Below are 17252 nucleotides of genomic sequence, written 5' to 3'. Positions count from 1 at the left end.
TCGTTTCCGGTCGCGCGACAGAGCATGAGGCACGGCAATGGCAGATTGGACCGCCAACTCCAGTTTCGGCGGATTGAGCGCGACACGCGGTGAGGCACGCGCCCCCCGCGACAAGGCGCCCCGCGCGGCGGGCCCGAGGGCGGAGCGATTCGGACCCGACTTGCCGGGCGAGACGCCGCGGTCGGGCCCCTATGCCGCGCTGGCGGCCTACAACGCCGGGCAGGGCGGCCCTCTGGCCAAGGCCCGGCTCGCCGGCTGGGTGGCCGGCGGCGTCGTGTCGCTGGCCCTCGTGGGCGGAATCGGCGTCTGGGGCTACAAGCTCGTCCTGCGCGAGGTTCTGGGCCTGCCGGTCGTCGCGGCCGAGGAGGGACCGATGCGCGTCCTCCCGACCGACCCGGGCGGAGAGGTCGTGCCTTCGCAGGGCCTGGCCGTGAACGCCGTCCCGGCAGCCGGCATCGCCGCCCCGCCCTCGGACGTCCTCATGCTGGCCCCGCCGACGCCTGGCCTTTCCGAAGAGGACCTGGAGGTCGTCCAGACCACCGCCGAGGCCGATGAGATGGTGGCCCGCGACGTGGCGCCTGTCGCCCCCGCGCCCTCGGCTACCCCCGTCACCACCATCGTGCCGTCCGATCGGCCGATGACCTCGGACGAGGTGCTGGCCTTCGCCGATCAGATCTCGGCTGGCGTGCCTGCCATGACCACCGACTCCCCCACGGAGGCCGCGCCGGTCCAGGGCCCCGAGCAGGCCCCCGAGGTCGTCCCCGGAGCCGAGGCGGCAACCGTCCAGGCCTCGGTTCAGGCCGGCGTCATCGCACCCCCGGTCCGGGACGCCGCCCCCGAAGCGACCGTGATCCTGGCTCCGCCCGCCGATGCCGCAGCTGACGCCGCGCCCGAAGCGGCTCCGGTGCTCACCGTGATCCCGGCCGAGGTGCCCGGCGTCGCGGCGGCCCTGCGCCCGGCGCTGCGTCCGGCCCGCGCCTCGGCTCCGGCGCCCGAGGCTGTGGAGGCTCCGGCCACCGAAGCCGTCGCGGCGGTGGCCCCCGAAGGCGCGGTCGCCACGGGCACCCACATGATCCAGCTTGGCGCCTACGACTCGGCCGAGATCGCGGCCTCCGAATGGGTCCGCCTCCAGGGCGAGTTCGGCGCCTTCCTCGGCCCCAAGGAGCGGGTGATCCAGGAAGCCCAGACCGGTGGCCGGACCTTCTTCCGGCTGCGCGCCACGGGCTTTGCCGACCATGCCGACGCCCGCCGCCTCTGCGCCGCCCTGACGGCCGAGGACGCGGACTGCATCCCGGTCGTGGCCGACTGATGCCGATGGCCGCGATCCTGGGCGTCGGGGGGACCACCCTCACCGACTGGGAGCGCGGCTTCCTGCGCGAGGCGGACCCCTGGGGGTTCATCCTTTTCGCCCGCAACGTCGACCATCCCGTGCAGCTCCGCCGTCTGACGGCGGAGCTTCGCGACTCGGTGAGGCGCGACGCCCCGATCCTGATCGACCAGGAAGGGGGCCGGGTCCAGCGCCTGCGCGCGCCCTTCTGGCGCGAATACCTGCCCGCTTTGGACCAGATGCGCGTCGCGACCGATCCTCTCCGCGCCCAGTGGGTCCGCAACCGGCTTATCGCGGCCGAGCTGCGCGACGTCGGCATCGACGTGAACTGCGCCCCCCTGGCCGACCTCGTTGAGCCCGAGACCCATCCGGTCCTGCTCAATCGGCTCTACGCCCGCGACATCCCCACCGTGGTCGCCGCCGCCCGCACCTGCGCCGAGGCGTTCCTCGCCGGTGGCGTGCTGCCGGTCCTCAAGCACGTCCCCGGCTATGGCCGCGCCGTGGTGGACAGCCACAAGGACCTGCCCCGCGTCGGGGTGCCGCGCGACCGGCTCGTCGCCCGCGACTTCGCCCCATTCAGGGCCTTGCGCGACATTCCCCTGGGCATGACCGCCCATATCGTCTTCGACGCCATCGACCCCGACCGCCCCTGCACGACCTCGCCCACGGCGATCCGCATGATCCGTGATGAGATCGGCTTCGATGGCCTCCTGATGACGGACGACATCGAGATGGAGGCTTTGTCGGGCAGCATGGGTGAACGCGCCGCGGCCTCCATTGCCGCAGGCGTCGACCTCGTGCTCCACTGCAAGGGCGACCAGCCCGGCATGGAGCAGGTGGCCCAGGCGACCCCGCTCATGACCGACGCCGCCACCGCCCGCGCCGTCCGCGCCCTGGCGCTTCGCACGACGCCCGAACCCGCCGACATCCCCGCCCTGATCGAGGAGCTGGCCGACCTCGTGCCCGAGGGGGTCTGATGGACGGCGCCTCGCTGGGGGCCCTGCCTGTTCCCGACGCGCTGATCGTCGATGTGGGCGGATTCGAAGGGCCGCTCGACCTCCTCCTCACCCTTGCGCGCCAGCAGAAGGTGGACCTGCGCGAGATCAGCATCCTTTCTCTTGCCCGGCAGTACCTCCTGTTCATGGAGCGGGCGGCGCGCCAGCGGATCGAGCTTGCCGCCGACTACCTCGTAATGGCGGCCTGGCTCGCCTATCTCAAGTCGCGCCTCCTCTTGCCCGACGACCCCGAGGAGGAGGCCCCGGCCGAGGATCTCGCCCGCGAGCTGGCCTATCGCCTCGCCCGGCTGGAGGCCTTCCGCGCCGCCGCCGCCCGCCTCATGGAGCGCCCGCGCCTGGGCCGCGACATGTTCGCCAAGGGTCATGTGGAGACGACCGAGGAGACGCGGACCGTCCGCTTCACGGCAGGCCTCCACGACATCCTGTCGGCTTATGCCCGCCTGCGCACCCGCGACGAGTTCCGGCCCTTCGCCATGGACCGCGTCGGCGTCTACACCATGGAGGAGGCGCTCGACCGCCTGCGCCCCCTGATCGGCGACTGGGCCGAGTGGAGCGACCTGCGCGATTGGCTGCCCCCCGGCTGGAGCGAGGATGGCCCGCGCCGCCGCGCCGCCACCGCCGCCACCTTCGCCGCCGCGTTGGAGTTGGTCCGCGAAGGCCACGCCGAGATCCGGCAGGACCGCGCCTTTGCCCCCATCCACCTTCGGGCCCGGGTCGCGTCGTGATCCCCGCCGCTCCCACGCCCGAGGAGCAGGAGCGCATGGTCGAGGCGATCCTGTTCGCCGCGCCCGAGCCGCTGACCGCCGCCCAGATCGCTGAACGCCTGCCGCCCGGCTGTGATCCCCGGGCCGCGCTGGACCGCCTGCGCCGGAGTTATGAGGGCAGGGGCGTGACACTCGTCCGCGCCGGGTCCACCTGGGCCTTCCGCACTGCGCCCGACCTGCGCCACCTCCTGACCCGCGAGGTGGTGGAACGCCGCAAGCTGTCCCGCGCGGGCATCGAGACCCTGGCCGTCGTGGCCTATCACGGCCCGGTCACCCGCACCGAGATCGAGGAAATCCGGGGCGTCTCGGTCAGTCGGGGCACGCTGGATCAACTGGTGGAGATGGGCTGGGTCCGGCCTGGACGCCGTCGCCAGACGCCGGGGCGGCCCGCGACCTATGTCACCACGGACGCATTCCTGGACCAGTTCGGGCTGGAAAGCGCGGCGGACCTGCCCGGCCTCGCGGACCTTCGGGCGGCGGGCTTCCTGGGCGATCCCACCGTGCAGGACCCCCTCCCGCTGCCCGAGCCCGAGGACCCGTAGCGCGGGCTTCAGCCTGCCACCCGGTGCCAGTCATGGCGGGCTGTAGCCAGCCCTACGGTTCTGCGAAATGCTTGGACAGCTTCAGCCCCTGGCCCTGGTAGTTGGACGCGATTCCCCGGCCATAAAGCTGGTCCGGCACCTCGGCCATCCGCTCGTAGATCAGCCGTCCCACGACCTGCCCATGCTCCAGCGCAAAGGGCGCCTCGTGGCAGCGCACCTCTAGCACCCCGCGCGACCCCGTTCCGGCCGCGCCATGCCCGAAACCCGGGTCGAAGAAGCCCGCGTAATGCACCCGGAACTCGCCCACCATGGCGAGATAGGGGGCCATCTCGGCGGCGTGGTCGGGCGGGATGGTCACGGCCTCGCGGCTCATCAGGATGTAGAAGGCGCCCGGATCGAGGATGATCCGCCCGTCCTCGGCCAGGATCTCCTCCCAGAAGGCGCGGGGCGCATAGTGGCCGAGCCGGTCGAGGTCGATCACCCCGGTATGCGGCTTGGCACGCCAGCCCACGCGGCCCGTCCCCTCGAGGTCCACCGAAAAGCCCAAGCCGTCGTCGATCACCCCCTCCGCGCCCTGCACAAGGGGCACGCGCCCGTGGAGCGCCCGCAACTCCTCATCCGACAGCACCGCCGCGCCTTCGCGCAGCCGAAGCTGGTTCAGCCGCATTCCCGGCCGTACCAGCACGCTGAACGACCGGGGGCAGATCTCGGCCCAGAGCGGGCCGTGGTAGCCGTCCGGGATGTGGTCGAACTCCACCCCCCCGTCGCAGATCGTCCGCGTCAGCAGGTCCAGCCGCCCGGTCGAAGATTTCGCATTGGCGACTCCCTCAACGCCCTGCGGCAAGGCCAGCCGCTCCATCAGCGGCACGAGGTAGACGCAGCCCTTCTCCAGCACCGCGCCGTCCGAGAGGTCAAAGCGGTGCATCTCGAACGCCGCGAGCCGATCCTCCACGCTGCGCCCGTGCCCGGCCAGGAACGAGGCCCTCACCCGGACAGCGGTGCGCCCCAGCCTCAGGTCGAGAGAGGCGGGCTGCACCTGTCCGTCGCCGATCTCCTGCTCGGCGGCGATGACCCCTTCGGCGATCAGGGCGCGCAGGCGCTGGCTTGGCAGAACTCCCACGCGCATCTCCTTCGCGGTCCCTGCCAAAGGACAGGGAGGAGCGGCCCCGCTGTCAAGTCCGGCCGGACAGCCCGCAGGTTTCTGTTGCCGCGATGACTGCCGCTCTCCATCATTCAAGGCAGAAATGCGGCTGAAAGGTGGTGAAAAGTGGACCGGCTGAGCCCTGACGATCACATCCTGCGGCCCGTGGAGACGCTGGACCGCGCGCGGACCTTCCTGAGGGACCGACTGGGGCTCACCGAACTCCTAAGCCGTCCGGGGCTTGCCTGCTTCGACATGGCCGGGGTTCGCCTGATCCTGCGTGAGACCGGGCGCCGCGAGGCCGCCGATACCCTCTACTTCGGCGTGGCCGACATCTTTGCTGCCTGCGAAAGCCTGACGGCCCATGGTGTCCACTTTCCCGAGCCACCGCACCTCGCCGAACGGCGTCCGGATGGGTCCGAGGTCTGGGTGGCCTTCTTCACGGATGACGAGGCCCGGCCGCTCGCGCTCCATGCGGTGATGGCGCCCAAAGGGCGACTCCACTGATCTCGGAGCCGGGGGATGGTATGATGGTCGGGCTAGCAGGACTTGAACCTGCGACCTCCCGTCCCCCAGACGGACGCGCTACCAGACTGCGCTATAGCCCGACTGCGGGCCTTCTGACTGATTCACGCGGCAGGGGCAAGAGGGGAAAAGACCCCTCTCACCGTGCCGCGGACATGCCCTGCCGAACCTCGCGCAGACGCGCGACCAGCGGCGCCAGACGGGGGGCCTGCATCCGCAGCCGTTCGGCGTCCACGCGCGCCAGAACCTCGCGCAGATGGGTCACGCGCGACTCGGGCCGGGGGGCAGGCGGCATGGCCGCATCGGGCCGGGCTGCGGGCTCCAGGGGCGCGCTGGGCTGAAGCGGTGTACTGGCCTCCGGTGTCGGGGCGGACATCCGCGCCATGGTCCCGACCACGAACTCCTCGAGGATGGTGAGGCGCGCCGGCTGAACCGGAGCGGGCTCGTCCTCGGCCCGCGCGCCGGGCCAGGGCCCCACGATGACGGCTTCCTCCGGCATGGCGGCCTCCACGACCTCCTCTGCCGCGTCGCCTTCCCAGGGCAGGGTGGACAGGCCCGCGACATAACGCGGCCCCCGCTCGCGCAGGAGCTTCTGGACGCCCTTGATGGTCATGCCCTGCTCGTGCAGCAGTACCTTGATGCCGCCCAGCAGGGCGATGTCGTCGGGACGGTAATACCGCCGTCCGCCCGCCCGTTTCACCGGCTTGATCTGCGGGAACTTGGATTCCCAGAAGCGCAGCACATGCGCCGGGGTTTCCAGAAAGGCCGCGACCTCGCTGATGGTGCGGAAGGCGTCGGGGGACTTGCCCAAGGGTCTAGCTCCGGTTGCCATGGGCAATGCGGTCCTTCATGAGGTGGGAGGAACGAAACGTCAGGACGCGGCGCGGGTGGATCGGCACCTCTTCCCCGGTCTTGGGGTTGCGGCCGACGCGCGCGGATTTCTCGCGGACGGAGAAGGTCCCGAAGGACGAAATCTTGACCGTCTCCCCCCGCACGAGGGCGTCCGAGATATGGGCCAGGACGGCCTCGACAAGGGTGGCGCTGTCGTTGCGCGACAGGCCCACCTCGTGGTGGACCGCATCGGCCAAGTCCATACGTGTCAAGGTCTTGTCCGACATCTTTGTGCCCCCGCCGCTGTGTTCCCCAGATTAGGGCAGGCGACTCACCGGGTCAATCGCGACCCCGTGATGACATGCGCTACCAGCGCAGGACGACCGATCCCCAGGCAAGCCCGCCGCCGATCGCTTCCATGACCAGGAGGTCGCCGCGCTTGATTTGCCCCCGCTCCACGCCCACCGACAGCGCGAGAGGGATGGAGGCCGCCGAGGTGTTTCCATGGTCCTGCACCGTGACCACCACACGGTCCATCGGCACGCCCATTTTCTGAGCGGTGGCCTTGATGATGCGCAGGTTCGCCTGATGGGGCACGATCCAGTCCACGTCCTCGCCGCTCAGGCCCGCCCGCTCCAGCGCGGTTTCGGCCGTCTGGGCGAGCTTGCCCACGGCATGGCGGAAGACCTCCTTGCCTTCCATCCGCAACATCCCCTGCGCGCCGGTCGAGATGCCGCCGTCCACGTAAAGCAGGTCCTTGAAGCTTCCGTCCGAATGGAGGTCCGTGGCCAGCACGCCCCGGTCGCTGGCTGCGCCCTCGGTCTCCACTGCCTCGATCAGCACGGCCCCCGCTCCGTCGCCGAACAGCACGCAGGTGGTACGGTCGGTCCAGTCGAGGATCTTGGAAAAGGTCTCGGAGCCGATGACGAGCACGCGCTTGGCCTGACCTGCCAGCATCAGCGCATTGGCGGTGGTCAGGGCATAGACGAAGCCCGCGCAAACCGCCTGCAGGTCGAAGGCAAAGCCGCCGGTCATGCCGATGGCTTTCTGGATCATGGTCGCGGCCGAGGGGAATGTCAGGTCCGGCGTGGAGGTGGCGACGATGATCGCGTCCACCTCGGACGCGTCGCGCCCCGCCATGGCCAGCGCGGCAAGCGCCGCTCGGGCGCCCATGTCCGACGTCGTCTGGCCGGGGGCCGCAAAGTGCCGCCGCTCGATGCCCGTCCGTTCGCGGATCCATTCGTCCGAGGTGTCGAGGGTGGCCTCGAATTCGGCGTTCGGCACAACCCGCTCGGGCAGATAGTGCCCGATGCCCGTCACGGTCGCCCTGATCGTCATGACTGCTCCCGCTCTCCCGGTGCCGATGCACCGTCCGCGGGGGTTGGTCCCCCGTCTGCCAGACCCTCATCCTGGGCGATGGCGACCGCCGAGGCAACCCGCGCGGCCAACCGGCCGGCAAAGCCCGCCGCGCCCAGCTTGTGCGCCAGCCCCAAAGCCGCTGCGATCCCCGTGGCGTCGGCCGAGCCATGGCTCTTGATGACGGTGCCGTTCAGGCCCAGGAACACGCCGCCATTGACGCGCCGCGGATCGACCCGGCGGCGGAACTGCTGGAGCGAGGGCAGGGCCAGCAGCCCTGCCATCTTGCTCAGCGGCCCGCGCCCGAACGCCTCGCGCAGGAGGGTGGAGATCAGCGTCGCTGTCCCTTCCCCGGTCTTGAGCGCGACGTTCCCGGTGAAGCCGTCCGTCACCACGACATCCACCCGGTTCGACGGGATGTCGCCGCCTTCCACGAAGCCCACGAACTCGAAATCGCCCCGAGGGGCGGCCTCTTCCATCAGCTCGTGCGCGTCCTTCAACTCCTGCCGGCCCTTGTGCTCCTCGGTGCCGACATTGAGAAGGCCGACCCGAGGCCGGGTGATCCCCAGGCCCTGACGGGCGTAGGACGTCCCCATCAGCGCGTAAAGCAGCAGGTCCTCCGCATCCGCGCGGATGTCGGCACCCACGTCCAGCATGACGTTGAAATTGGTCGGGTTCAGCGACGGCCAAAGGCAGGCAATGGCCGGACGGTTCACGCCGGGGATCTTGCGCAGCCGCAGCATGGACAGAGCCATCAGCGCGCCGGTGTTCCCGCAAGACACGACCGCCTGGGCCGCCCCGTCGCGCACGGCGTCGATGGCGGACCACATGGAGGTGTCCTTGCCGTTCCGCATCACCTGCGACGGCTTGTCGGTCATGGCGACCGACTCGGGCGCATGCACGACGGTCACCCGCTCACCCAGCTTGCGGGTCAGGGGGGACAAGACCCCCTCGGGCCCGTGCAGCAGCACCCGTGCGTCGGGATGCGCGCCCAGGAAATGCTCGAGCCCCGCGACGACGGCCTGCGGCCCCTTGTCGCCGCCCATCGCATCCAGCGAAATGACCAACCCGCCGGGCTGGGCCGGCGGGGTCCCTCGGGACGGACGGGCGTCGTTCATCGGGGGCCGGGGGCCTGTCTGTTAAGCCGCGTCGTCTTCGAGTTCGACGTTGTTCGCCAGGGCCACGACCTCGCGCGAGTCGTAGTGACCGCAGGACGGGCAGACGTGATGGGGGCGCTTCAGCTCGCCGCAGTTCCCGCATTCGTTGGGATTCGCGGCGACGAGGAAGTCGTGGGCGCGGCGCTGGTTGCGGCGCGACTTGGAGACTTTGTTCTGCGGGACGGCCATGTCACAACCTCGGTGTTCTGGCAGGGCACGGGGCCCAAGGTGATCGTTGAGCGAAAGGATCGCTTATCCGGGGGCGGCAATAAGGCCTCCCCGTCGGAATGTCGAGCCTCGACGGAAGGCCGCGAACATAGCGGAATATGCGCCGCCCGCAACCCTCGGCGGTTCATTCCTCGCGCGGCTTGAGCGCATCCCGGAGCGCGGCGAACGGCTTGGCCTTTTCCTCGGTCATGGGCTGAGAACCCGGCGCGGTGATGACGACCTCGCCCAGTTCGACCCCTTCGGCGCGGGGATAGGGGGGCAGCGCGAGCGCCAGCGCCTCGGCCATGACCTCCACGAGGTCGAGGCTCTGGGGCAGCTCCTCTATCGTGTCGTCGTCGGGCATCTCGGATTCGCCGGTGTCGGGCGGGGTCACGTCGGCCAGGTAGCGGCGGACCACATGCTCATCGACGCGGCTCGTCACCGGGGCCAGGGTGACCACGCATTCCTGGATCGCGGTCGCGCCCAGGTCGGCCTCGAGCCGCCAGTCCTGACGGCCCTGCGGGGTGAGCCGCCCGGCGAAGCGCAGCTTCCGCAGGCCGGGGATGCCCAGGTATCGCGCGATGCGGGCGCGGTCCTCGGCCTCGGGGTTCAGGCTGAAGGGGATCGCCTGCCGCTGGCCAGGATCGGACAGCCGGACGGGATGGCGGGGGAGGGTATCGGGATCGCTCACGGGCGCTTCCTTTCTTGAAGGGGCTCGCTCCATGCCCTAAGCCGCGATATGAGGCGTCCAAAGGCAAGGCAAGGGGGCATCTTAATGCGGACGAGTTCGGCCGCCGTCGTCGCGGTGGCGCTCCTGTTGCAGGCCTGCTCGCCCCAGTTCCGCAACCACGGCTATGTTCCACCCGAATCCGCGGTGTCGGCGCTGACCTATGGCGTGGACACGCGCGAGACCGTGTCGGCCACGCTGGGACGGCCGACCACGACCGGCCTCCTGGGGGACAGCACCTTCTACTACGTGCAAAGCCGCTTCCGCACCGTCGCCTACCAGGCGCCCGAGGAGATCGAGCGGCAGGTCCTGGCCGTCAGCTTCGCGCCCAACGGCACGCTCGGCAACATCGAGCGGTTCGACCTTGCGGACGGGCGCGTGGTCCAGCTTTCGGGCCGCACTACCGCCGAGATCTTTGCCGACCGGACCTTCATCAACCAGCTCCTGGGCAACGTCGGCCGCTTCGACGCGGGCAACCTCCTGGGCGATGACGAATGAGGGCGTGACCCTCGTCCACAACGAATAGACCAAGCTCACGGCCACCTACCTGAACGGGGTGGCCATCGCGGTCTTCGCAGTGGGCGGGCTCGGATCTCTGATCCCAGCCCTGTCCGACCGCGGCCTGTCCGATGGCGGCGGGCCCACCGTGCTGTCGCTGATCGTCAGCGGGGTTTGTTTTGTGCTGTCCTTCGGATTACATGGTCTGGCGAGACGTGTCCTGAGGAGGCTCGCGCCATGACAACCCTTCACGTGATCGCGCTCCTGATGACGCCGGTGGGCGGGCTCCTGATCGGGGCTGCGGCCTATTGGGTGGCCACGCGGCCGGCGAGACCGCCGCGCCACCACCCGGCCGAATGACCGGTCAGCCCTGCTCGGGCTCAAAGGTCAGGGCCGCGCCGTTGATGCAGTAGCGCAGGCCGGTCGGCTTCGGACCATCCGGGAAGACGTGGCCCAAATGCGCCGCGCAGCGGTTGCAGTGCACCTCGGTCCGCGTCATCCCGTGGCTGCGGTCCACCGTCTCGCCCACGGCCTCCTCCGCGAGGGGCGCATAGAAGGACGGCCAGCCCGACCCGCTCTCGAACTTGGTGTCCGACTCGAACAAGGGCTGCCCGCAGGCCACGCACAGAAAGGTGCCGTCGGCCTTGGGGAAGTTATCGTTCGTGAAGGGCCGCTCGGTCCCGTGCTGCCGCGTCACGCGGTAGGCTTCGGGCGACAGCTGCTCGCGCCATTCGGCATCAGTCTTGTTGATTTTTTCCATCGGGGTTCTTGGACCTCATTTTCGACTTTATTGATCTAGGTAGCGGACGACCAAGGACCAAGCCCGATGATTCGGAAATGGACACCCGGATGACCCTGACGCTTCGCCAGCGCGAGGCGCCGCCCAGGCGCTACCATGCGCGGATCGCGGCCGTGCCTCGCGACATTCATCTGGCGCAGGCCCTGCGTCATCTCTGCCTCGTGGCCATGCGGGGCCGGGCGGCCCAGCGGGGCGATCCCAGCGGCGGCCAGGATGCGGCCTCGGACCACATCCTCATCGAGGACCGGGACGGCGCCCTTGCGGGAAGCTTCCGGGTCCGCCAGTTCCGCAGCGGCCGGGATCTCGGGGATGGCCACGCCGCGCGCTCCTTCGATCTGTCGGCGTTGGCCGCGCTTCCGGGGCCGGTGACCGAAGTGGCCGAGTTCTGCGCCCATCCCGATGCCGACGGGTCCGATGTCGCCCAACTGGCCTGGGGCGTCCTGATGACCCTGGCCGAGCGTCAGAGGGCCTGCGTCCTGCTGGTCTCCTGCGCCTTCGACGGCACGGATCCCGACCCCCACCGCGAAGCCTTCGCCTATCTCCGCGCGAACCATGTGGGCTCGCCCGAATGGCTGCCCCGCAACGCGGCGGCCGAGACCGTGCCGCTCGAGTCGCTGGGCCGCCCCTGCAACCCCGTCGCGGCCCTGCGCGGCCTGCCGCCCTTCCTGCGCCACACGCTCGGGCTGGGGGCCAGGGTGTCCGACCATGCGGTCGTGGACCGGACGCGGGATGCGCTGGACGTCCTCGCGGTGCTCGACCTGTCCCGCGTGCCCCGCGACCGCGCGGCGGCCCTCCGCGCCATCGCGCCCCGCCTTGACTGATACCCGCCCCGATTGACACTGCGCCTCGGTTGACGCCGCCCGCCCGGCCCCATAGGTCGCCCCCATGGCGCGCGCACCCCTTCTCCAACTGTCCGGCATCTCGCTCACCTTCGGCGGGGATCCCGTCTTCGACGGCCTGTCCCTGGCCGTGCAGGAGGGCGACCGCATCGCTCTGGTGGGCCGCAACGGCTCGGGCAAGTCCACGCTGATGAAGGTCATGGCCGGGATCGTGGAGCCCGACCGCGGCCTGCGCGCGACTGCCCCCGGCACCCGCGTGGGCTACATGGAGCAGGACCCCGACCTGTCCGGCTTCGCCACCTTGGGCGACTACGCCAGCGCCACCCTTCCCATGGGGGAGGAGTACCGCGTCGCCATGGCCGCCGAGGGGCTGGGTTTCGACCCCGACCGCGACACCGCCCGCGCTTCCGGGGGTGAACGCCGCCGCGCCGCGCTCGCCCGCCTGATGGCCGAGGCGCCGGACCTCATGCTCCTTGACGAGCCCACGAACCACCTCGACATCGCCGCCATCGAATGGCTCGAAAGCCAGCTCTCCGAGACCCGCTCGGCCTTTGTCCTCATCTCCCACGACCGCGCCGTGCTGCGGAACCTCACCCGCGCCACGCTCTGGATCGACCGGAGCGAGGTGCGGCGGCAGGACCGGGGCTTCCAGAACTTCGAGGCCTGGCGCGAGCAGGTCTGGGACGACGAGGACGCCGCCCGCCACAAGCTCGACCAGAAGATCAAGGTCGAGGCGAAATGGGCGGTCGAGGGCATCTCGGCCCGGCGCAAGCGCAACATGGGCCGCGTCCGCGCCCTTCAGGACCTGCGCGACGAGCGGCGCAACCAGATCCGGCGGCAAGGCACGGCGGCGCTCGCCATGGAATCGGGCCCGACCTCGGGCAAGCGCGTGATCCTGGCGCAGGGCGTTTCCAAGTCCTTCGGGGACCGCGCCATCGTCCGCAGCCTCGACCTGACCGTGCAGCGCGGCGACCGCCTCGCGCTCGTGGGGCCCAATGGCGCGGGCAAGACGACGCTGGTCAAGCTCCTCCTCGGGCAGATCGCGCCCGACGCGGGGACCGTGACCCACGGCACCAACCTCGAGGTCGCCGTCCTCGACCAGACCCGCTCCGCGCTCGACCCCGAGATGACGCTCTGGGACAGCCTGTCCTCGGACCCCGAGCTCAAGGCGGGCCGGTCCGATCAGGTCATGGTGCGGGGCACGCCCAAGCACGTCGTGGCCTATCTCAAGGACTTCCTGTTCCAGGAGTCGCAGGCCCGCGCACCGGTCAAGTCGCTTTCGGGCGGGGAAAAGGCGCGGCTCCTGCTCGCGCGGATCATGGCCAAGCCCTCGAACCTCCTCATCCTCGATGAGCCGACCAACGACCTCGACATCGAGACGCTGGACCTCCTGCAGGAGGTGCTCGACGACTACGACGGCACCGTGATCCTGGTCAGCCACGACCGCGACTTCCTCGACCGCGTGGCGACGCTCACCATCGCCATGGAAGGGGACGGCCAGGCGACGGCCTATGCGGGCGGCTGGACCGACATGATGGCCCAGCGCGGCGGCGAGAGCCTCGGCCATCGCACCGAAGCTGTGGCAACGCCCCGGCCCGCCGAGGCTCCGGCGCCCAAGCCCGCCGCCCCTGCCGCGACCCCGGCCCCGCGTCGCAACGGCCTCAGCTTCACCGAAAAGCACCGCCTCGACAGCCTCCCCGCCGAGATCGACCGCCTGACGGCCGAGATCGGCAAGATCGGGGCGCTTCTGGCCGACCCGGATCTGTTCACGCGCGAACCCGTCAAGTTCCACAAGGCCACGACCATGATGGCCGAGCGTCAGGCCGCGCTCGACGCCGCCGAGGAGGAATGGCTCCTGCTGGCGGAGCGGGCCGAAGGGTAGGGACCTCCTCCCCGCCCTCAGCCGCACCGCCGCAGCACCAGAGGCGCCGCCTCTGCGGCGGGCTCAAGGCGCTGCCCGTCGGACCAGACGCTACCGAAGCCCATCCCGTCCTCTCCGACGCTCAGGCGCACGGCCTCCCCTTCGCCGTCCAGCCGGAAGTCGCCCTCGTCCTCCATCCGGCACTCAAGGCCGTCCCGGTCGGGGCTGCAACTCGCCAGGGCGCGATACTCCTGCCCGTCGCCGAAGAACGTCGCCCGGACCTGCACCGGGGTGGTGCCCAGTGAATGCATGCTGCCGGCAGGCTCACGGGTCAGGGCGAGGGACCGCAGCCCCGCCTGGGGCCGGACCGCGCTCCCCGCATCGAGCCGGACCTCGTAGCAGAAGTTCATCGTGAAATGCGTGTCCGCGAGCGTCTGCGCCTGGGCCGCGATGGGCAAAAGGAGAAGGGCCAGGGCACGCATGGAAAAAGGCTCCGGGGGCGATTGCACCCCGGAGCCTGCTCTGCCGTTCGGACGGGATCAACCGTCGAAGTTGACTTCTTCCATGATCCGCAGCGCGGCGGCCCGATGCCCGGCGACATCGGTCAGGCCGATGGTGTCCGGCGTGAACTCGCCCCATGAGGCCATGAGTTCGGACACCTGCGCGTCGGCGCGCACCGGATACTCGTTGTTCTCCTCGGCATAGATCGCCTGCGCCTCGGGCGAGACGAGGAACTCCATGAGCTGCAGCGCCTCGTCCTTGTTCGGGGCCGAGGTGGTCATCGCGACGCCCGACACGTTCACATGGGTGCCGCCATCCTCGAAGGTGGGGAACTCGATCCGGACGGACTCGGCCGCCTCGCGCTGCTCCTCGCTCTTGAGCATCTGGCCCATGTAGTAGGTGTTGCCGAGCGAGATGTCGCATTCGCCCTGCCAGATCGACAGGACCTGGTCGCGGTCGCCGCCTTCGGGCTTGCGCGCCAGGTTCGCCTTCACGCCGGCCGCCCATTCGCGGGCATACTCCTCGCCGTGATGGGCGATCACCGCCGACAGCAGCGCGAGGTTGTAGTTGTGCACGCCCGACCGGGTGCAGATCCGGCCCTGCCACTTCGGATCGGCCAGATCCTCGTAGGTCGTGACCTCGCCCTCGGCCACGCGCTCCTGGGAGGCATAGACGATGCGCGCCCGCTTGGTCAGCGCGAACCAGAGCCCGTTCGGGTCGCGCAGCTCGGCCGGGATCGCCTGCTCCAGCACGTCGCTCTGGACGGGCTGGGTCACGCCCGCGTCCACGATCTGCTGGAGGTTGGCAATGTCCACGGTCATCACGAGATCCGCAGGCGAACGCGCGCCCTCGGCGGTCAGCCGCTCCACGATGCCTTCCTCGACAAAGGCGAGGTTCACCGCAATGCCCGTCTGCTCAGTAAAGGCGTCGATCACCGGCTGGATCAGCTCGGGCTGGCGGGTGGTGTAGACGTTGACGTCGGCCAGGGCGGGCAGGGCGGTGCCGCAGGCCACGGTGGCCAGAAGAAGGCTGCGCAGGGTCATTGTCGCTCCATCGAGTTTGGGTCTCGTTGGAGCGGCCTTAAATCCGACTGTTTCGCTTGGGTCAATGCCCGATAAGATCGGTCAGGAACCTGTCATCCCGCCGGACCCGCCTTGTCCGTCGCGCGCACTGCGTCCCAGATGGCGTCCATCTCCTCCAGGGTGCTCTCGGCCGGGGTGCGGCCCCGCGCCCCAAGCTCGTCCTCGATCGCCCTGAATCGCCGCTCGAACTTGGCGTTGGCGCGGCGCAGCGCGGCCTCGGGGTCCACGCCCAGATGCCGCGCGATGTTGGCGCACACGAAAAGGAGATCGCCCACCTCCTCCTCCAGCCGGTCGGGCCCTTGATCGCGCGCCTCCACGACCTCACGGGCCTCCTCCGCCACCTTCTCCAGCACGGGCCCGATGTCCGGCCAGTCAAAGCCCACCCGCGCCGCGCGGTTCTGCAGCTTCTCCGCGCGCTTGAGGGCGGGCAGGGCCAGCGCCACGCCATCGAGAGTGCGCCCGCCACGTTCCCGCGCTTTCTGGACCTCCCAGGCAGCGGTCTGCTCCTCGGCCGTCCGCGCGCCCTCCGCGCCGAAGACATGGGGGTGCCGCTGGATCATCTTGTCCGAGATCGCGCGGGCCACGTCGGCGAAATCGAACAGCCCCGCCTCCTCGGCCATACGGGCGTGGAACACCGACTGGAACAGCAGGTCGCCCAGCTCGCCCTTCAGGCCGGGCCAGTCCTCCTTGCCGATCGCGTCCGCGACCTCGTAGGCCTCTTCGATCGTGTAGGGTGCGATGGTGGCAAAGGTCTGCTCCACGTCCCAGGCGCAGCCCGTCTCCGGGTCGCGCAGCCGGGCCATGATCTGCAGGAGGCGGGTCATCTCGGTCGTGGCGTCGGCCATTGCGGTTTCCCCCAAGCCGTGGGTAGCTGTCCGGGCCGTCCTCCCACGGCACAGCCACCGGAGTCCACCCATGCCCGTCGTCAACCGTATCGCCGCCTTTGCGGAGGACATGGCCGCGTGGCGCCACACCATCCACCGCCGGCCCGAGCTGGGCTTCGATCTGCACGAGACCGCCGCCTTCGTCGCCGCACGCCTGCGTGAATTCGGCGTAGACGAGGTGCACGAGGGCATCGCCAAGACCGGCCTCGTCGCGCTGATCCACGGCCGCCATCCCGGCGGGGCAATCGGCCTGCGCGCCGACATGGACGCGCTCCCCATGGACGAGATCACCGGCGCCCCCTACGCGAGCGAGATCCCGGGCCGGGCCCACGCCTGCGGCCATGACGGCCACACCGCCATGCTGCTCGGCGCCGCCAAGTACCTGTGCGAGACGCGCAACTTCGCGGGCACCGCCGTGCTCCTGTTCCAGCCTGCCGAGGAACAGGGCGGCGGCGGCGAGGTTATGGTCAAGGAAGGCGTGCTCGACCGCTGGAACGTGCGGGAGGTCTACGCCATGCACATCGCCCCCGGCACGCCGCTGGGCGAGTTCGCGACCACCCCCGGCCCGATCATGGCCGCCGTGGACGACTTCACGATCACCCTGCGCGGCAAGGGCGGCCACGCGGCTTATCCCCACGACGCCGTGGACCCGATCCCCGGGGCCTGCGCGCTGGTCTCCGCACTCCAGACCATCGCCAGCCGGAACGCCGACCCGATGAAGCAGCTCGTCGTGTCCATCACGCAGGTCCATTCCGGCAGCGCCTACAACGTCATCCCCGAGGAGGCGACGATCTGCGGCACGATCCGCAGCTACGACAAGGCGCTCCATGCCCTCGCGCGGCGGCGGCTGGACGAGCTGGTGCAGGGCCATGCGACGGCCTTCAACCTCGAAGGCCGGGTGAACATCCTTCCGGGCTACCCGCCCACGGTGAACGACCCCGAGCGCACCGCCTTTGCCGCCGAGGTCGCCCGCGAGGTCGCGACCCGCGTGGACACCGCCATGGTGCCCGAGATGGGGGCCGAGGACTTCTCCTTCATGCTGGAAGCCCGGCCCGGCGCGTTCCTGATGCTCGGAAACGGCGACACGCCCATGTGCCACCACCCGGCCTTCGACTTCGACGACCGCGCCCTTCCCGTGGGCGCCAGCACCTTTGCCCGCCTCATCGAGCGGGCCCTTCCCCTGACGGAGTGAGCC

General features: G+C 70.2%; 21 protein-coding genes and 1 tRNA gene. 10 read left to right on the top strand and 12 right to left on the bottom strand.

Going from position 1 to position 17252, the window contains the following annotated elements; translation table 11 throughout:
- Window positions 1–37: 37 nt before the first annotated feature.
- Genes FHG66_RS00180 through scpB form a run of 4 tightly spaced genes read left to right on the top strand, consistent with a single transcriptional unit; the run spans window position 38 to window position 3649 of the window.
- A complete protein-coding gene (locus FHG66_RS00180; RefSeq protein ID WP_139074514.1) occupies window positions 38–1309 on the top strand; it encodes an SPOR domain-containing protein in 1272 nt (423 codons plus the stop codon).
- Entirely contained in the window at window positions 1309–2304 is a 996-nt protein-coding gene (locus tag FHG66_RS00175) for a glycoside hydrolase family 3 N-terminal domain-containing protein (RefSeq protein ID WP_139074513.1), read from the top strand. Before FHG66_RS00180 ends, FHG66_RS00175 begins: the two co-directional genes overlap by 1 nt.
- Complete coding sequence (locus tag FHG66_RS00170) at window positions 2304–3068, top strand: segregation and condensation protein A (protein ID WP_139074512.1); 765 nt, start codon at window positions 2304–2306, stop codon at window positions 3066–3068. The genes FHG66_RS00175 and FHG66_RS00170 overlap by 1 nt, the downstream gene beginning before the upstream one ends.
- Window positions 3069–3103: 35 nt before the next feature.
- Window positions 3104–3649 (top strand): SMC-Scp complex subunit ScpB, encoded by a 546-nt coding sequence (gene scpB, locus FHG66_RS00165; protein ID WP_139074961.1) that lies wholly within the window; start codon window positions 3104–3106, stop codon window positions 3647–3649.
- A gap of 52 nt (window positions 3650–3701) precedes the next feature.
- Here scpB and FHG66_RS00160 read toward each other — a convergent pair whose 3' ends face one another.
- A complete protein-coding gene (locus tag FHG66_RS00160) occupies window positions 3702–4769 on the bottom strand; it encodes a 2'-deoxycytidine 5'-triphosphate deaminase (RefSeq protein WP_425471686.1) in 1068 nt (355 codons plus the stop codon).
- Between the two features lie 147 nt (window positions 4770–4916).
- Between FHG66_RS00160 and FHG66_RS00155 the strand changes: the two genes are divergently transcribed.
- Window positions 4917–5297 carry a VOC family protein gene (locus FHG66_RS00155; protein WP_139074510.1) on the top strand — a complete coding sequence of 127 codons (381 nt, stop codon included), beginning with the start codon at window positions 4917–4919 and terminating at the stop codon, window positions 5295–5297.
- Between the two features lie 24 nt (window positions 5298–5321).
- Here FHG66_RS00155 and FHG66_RS00150 read toward each other — a convergent pair.
- The 7 genes from FHG66_RS00150 to FHG66_RS00120 all read right to left on the bottom strand — a co-directional run bounded on the left by FHG66_RS00150 (window position 5322) and on the right by FHG66_RS00120 (window position 9557).
- A tRNA-Pro gene (locus tag FHG66_RS00150) sits at window positions 5322–5398 on the bottom strand.
- Window positions 5399–5454: 56 nt separating this feature from the next.
- A complete protein-coding gene (locus FHG66_RS00145) occupies window positions 5455–6126 on the bottom strand; it encodes a MerR family transcriptional regulator (protein WP_246082402.1) in 672 nt (223 codons plus the stop codon).
- 4 nt (window positions 6127–6130) lie between these two features.
- On the bottom strand, window positions 6131–6433 hold the full coding sequence (ihfA, locus tag FHG66_RS00140; RefSeq protein WP_139074508.1) for an integration host factor subunit alpha: 303 nt from the start codon (window positions 6431–6433) through the stop codon (window positions 6131–6133).
- Window positions 6434–6512: 79 nt separating this feature from the next.
- The gene (locus FHG66_RS00135) at window positions 6513–7484 is read right to left on the bottom strand and encodes a beta-ketoacyl-ACP synthase III (RefSeq protein WP_139074507.1); all 972 of its coding nucleotides are present in this window, start codon (window positions 7482–7484) and stop codon (window positions 6513–6515) included.
- A complete protein-coding gene (gene plsX, locus FHG66_RS00130) occupies window positions 7481–8620 on the bottom strand; it encodes a phosphate acyltransferase PlsX (protein ID WP_139074506.1) in 1140 nt (379 codons plus the stop codon). Before plsX ends, FHG66_RS00135 begins: the two co-directional genes overlap by 4 nt.
- Window positions 8621–8641: 21 nt before the next feature.
- On the bottom strand, window positions 8642–8848 hold the full coding sequence (gene rpmF, locus FHG66_RS00125; RefSeq protein WP_139074505.1) for a 50S ribosomal protein L32: 207 nt from the start codon (window positions 8846–8848) through the stop codon (window positions 8642–8644).
- Between the two features lie 163 nt (window positions 8849–9011).
- Window positions 9012–9557 carry a YceD family protein gene (locus FHG66_RS00120; protein WP_246082401.1) on the bottom strand — a complete coding sequence of 182 codons (546 nt, stop codon included), beginning with the start codon at window positions 9555–9557 and terminating at the stop codon, window positions 9012–9014.
- Window positions 9558–9641: 84 nt separating this feature from the next.
- Here FHG66_RS00120 and FHG66_RS00115 point away from each other — a divergent pair, with 84 nt between their 5' ends.
- Window positions 9642–10091, top strand: coding sequence for an outer membrane protein assembly factor BamE (locus FHG66_RS00115; RefSeq protein ID WP_246082400.1), 450 nt, complete (start codon window positions 9642–9644; stop codon window positions 10089–10091).
- Between the two features lie 237 nt (window positions 10092–10328).
- Window positions 10329–10451, top strand: coding sequence for a hypothetical protein (locus FHG66_RS22565; RefSeq protein ID WP_281282887.1), 123 nt, complete (start codon window positions 10329–10331; stop codon window positions 10449–10451).
- A 4-nt stretch (window positions 10452–10455) separates the two neighbouring features.
- Here FHG66_RS22565 and msrB read toward each other — a convergent pair whose 3' ends face one another.
- Window positions 10456–10851 carry a peptide-methionine (R)-S-oxide reductase MsrB gene (gene msrB, locus FHG66_RS00105; protein ID WP_139074502.1) on the bottom strand — a complete coding sequence of 132 codons (396 nt, stop codon included), beginning with the start codon at window positions 10849–10851 and terminating at the stop codon, window positions 10456–10458.
- A gap of 89 nt (window positions 10852–10940) precedes the next feature.
- Here msrB and FHG66_RS00100 point away from each other — a divergent pair, with 89 nt between their 5' ends.
- Together FHG66_RS00100 and FHG66_RS00095 are read left to right on the top strand one after the other, a co-directional pair.
- Complete coding sequence (locus FHG66_RS00100; protein WP_176556065.1) at window positions 10941–11711, top strand: GNAT family N-acyltransferase; 771 nt, start codon at window positions 10941–10943, stop codon at window positions 11709–11711.
- 64 nt (window positions 11712–11775) lie between these two features.
- Window positions 11776–13611 (top strand): ABC-F family ATP-binding cassette domain-containing protein, encoded by a 1836-nt coding sequence (locus tag FHG66_RS00095; RefSeq protein ID WP_139074500.1) that lies wholly within the window; start codon window positions 11776–11778, stop codon window positions 13609–13611.
- 17 nt (window positions 13612–13628) lie between these two features.
- On the opposite strand, the gene FHG66_RS00090 is transcribed toward FHG66_RS00095, so the two are convergent.
- The 3 genes from FHG66_RS00090 to mazG all read right to left on the bottom strand — a co-directional run bounded on the left by FHG66_RS00090 (window position 13629) and on the right by mazG (window position 16018).
- Entirely contained in the window at window positions 13629–14072 is a 444-nt protein-coding gene (locus FHG66_RS00090) for a hypothetical protein (RefSeq protein WP_139074499.1), read from the bottom strand.
- 57 nt (window positions 14073–14129) lie between these two features.
- The gene (locus FHG66_RS00085; RefSeq protein WP_139074498.1) at window positions 14130–15134 is read right to left on the bottom strand and encodes a Fe(3+) ABC transporter substrate-binding protein; all 1005 of its coding nucleotides are present in this window, start codon (window positions 15132–15134) and stop codon (window positions 14130–14132) included.
- Between the two features lie 92 nt (window positions 15135–15226).
- Window positions 15227–16018 (bottom strand): nucleoside triphosphate pyrophosphohydrolase, encoded by a 792-nt coding sequence (gene mazG / locus FHG66_RS00080; protein WP_139074497.1) that lies wholly within the window; start codon window positions 16016–16018, stop codon window positions 15227–15229.
- Window positions 16019–16088: 70 nt separating this feature from the next.
- Here mazG and FHG66_RS00075 point away from each other — a divergent pair, with 70 nt between their 5' ends.
- A complete protein-coding gene (locus FHG66_RS00075) occupies window positions 16089–17249 on the top strand; it encodes a M20 aminoacylase family protein (RefSeq protein WP_139074496.1) in 1161 nt (386 codons plus the stop codon).
- Window positions 17250–17252 lie beyond the last annotated feature (3 nt).

Source organism: Rubellimicrobium rubrum, from assembly GCF_006152115.1.
In the GTDB taxonomy this organism is placed as follows: domain Bacteria; phylum Pseudomonadota; class Alphaproteobacteria; order Rhodobacterales; family Rhodobacteraceae; genus Rubellimicrobium; species Rubellimicrobium rubrum.
This window is presented reverse-complemented; position numbering and strand designations above follow the sequence as displayed.

Bases quoted from the DNA above. Each gene is read 5' to 3' on its own strand.
- scpB (WP_139074961.1), top strand. From the start codon at position 3,104: ATGGTCGAGGCGATCCTGTTCGCCGCGCCCGAGCCGCTGACCGCCGCC.
- FHG66_RS00180 (WP_139074514.1), top strand. From the start codon at position 38: ATGGCAGATTGGACCGCCAACTCCAGTTTCGGCGGATTGAGCGCGACA.
- rpmF (WP_139074505.1), bottom strand. From the start codon at position 8,848: ATGGCCGTCCCGCAGAACAAAGTCTCCAAGTCGCGCCGCAACCAGCGC.
- ihfA (WP_139074508.1), bottom strand. From the start codon at position 6,433: ATGTCGGACAAGACCTTGACACGTATGGACTTGGCCGATGCGGTCCAC.
- FHG66_RS00135 (WP_139074507.1), bottom strand. From the start codon at position 7,484: ATGACGATCAGGGCGACCGTGACGGGCATCGGGCACTATCTGCCCGAG.
- FHG66_RS00075 (WP_139074496.1), top strand. From the start codon at position 16,089: ATGCCCGTCGTCAACCGTATCGCCGCCTTTGCGGAGGACATGGCCGCG.
- FHG66_RS00085 (WP_139074498.1), bottom strand. From the start codon at position 15,134: ATGACCCTGCGCAGCCTTCTTCTGGCCACCGTGGCCTGCGGCACCGCC.
- mazG (WP_139074497.1), bottom strand. From the start codon at position 16,018: ATGGCCGACGCCACGACCGAGATGACCCGCCTCCTGCAGATCATGGCC.
- plsX (WP_139074506.1), bottom strand. From the start codon at position 8,620: ATGAACGACGCCCGTCCGTCCCGAGGGACCCCGCCGGCCCAGCCCGGC.
- msrB (WP_139074502.1), bottom strand. From the start codon at position 10,851: ATGGAAAAAATCAACAAGACTGATGCCGAATGGCGCGAGCAGCTGTCG.
- FHG66_RS00170 (WP_139074512.1), top strand. From the start codon at position 2,304: ATGGACGGCGCCTCGCTGGGGGCCCTGCCTGTTCCCGACGCGCTGATC.
- FHG66_RS00095 (WP_139074500.1), top strand. From the start codon at position 11,776: ATGGCGCGCGCACCCCTTCTCCAACTGTCCGGCATCTCGCTCACCTTC.
- FHG66_RS00115 (WP_246082400.1), top strand. From the start codon at position 9,642: ATGCGGACGAGTTCGGCCGCCGTCGTCGCGGTGGCGCTCCTGTTGCAG.
- FHG66_RS00100 (WP_176556065.1), top strand. From the start codon at position 10,941: ATGACCCTGACGCTTCGCCAGCGCGAGGCGCCGCCCAGGCGCTACCAT.
- FHG66_RS22565 (WP_281282887.1), top strand. From the start codon at position 10,329: ATGACAACCCTTCACGTGATCGCGCTCCTGATGACGCCGGTGGGCGGG.
- FHG66_RS00090 (WP_139074499.1), bottom strand. From the start codon at position 14,072: ATGCGTGCCCTGGCCCTTCTCCTTTTGCCCATCGCGGCCCAGGCGCAG.
- FHG66_RS00175 (WP_139074513.1), top strand. From the start codon at position 1,309: ATGCCGATGGCCGCGATCCTGGGCGTCGGGGGGACCACCCTCACCGAC.